At 44.8% G+C, this 362-nt stretch carries 2 pseudogenes; both read left to right on the forward strand.

Annotated features, from left to right (window positions below):
* A pseudogene (locus tag A3751_RS02660) lies at positions 1–198 on the forward strand (NADH:ubiquinone reductase (Na(+)-transporting) subunit A); the annotation flags it as partial.
* A gap of 1 nt (position 199) precedes the next feature.
* Positions 200–362: pseudogene (locus A3751_RS22065) on the forward strand (NADH:ubiquinone reductase (Na(+)-transporting) subunit B); the annotation flags it as partial.

Below are 362 nucleotides of genomic sequence, written 5' to 3' on the forward strand. Positions count from 1 at the left end.
AGAGTAATGCCGTTGGATATTTTGCCGACTCAATTATTGCGCTCGCTCATTGTTGAGGATACAGAACAAGCTCAGTTACTTGGTTGTCTAGAGTTAGACGAAGAGGATTTGGCGCTCTGTACATTTGTATGCCCTGGTAAGTATGAGTATGGGCCAATCTTGCGAGCTAACCTAACTCGCATTGAGAAGGAGGGGTGATATGGGCTTACGCAACTTCTTAGATTCTATTGAACCGAATTTCCACAAAGGCGGAAAATACGAAAACTTTTACGCACTGTACGAAGCGGTCGATACGATCTTTTATTCGCCTTCTAGTACAACTCGCGCAAACTCCCACGTTCGTGATGGCGTTGATCTTAAGC

It is taken from the genome of Oleiphilus sp. HI0080 (assembly GCF_001635135.1).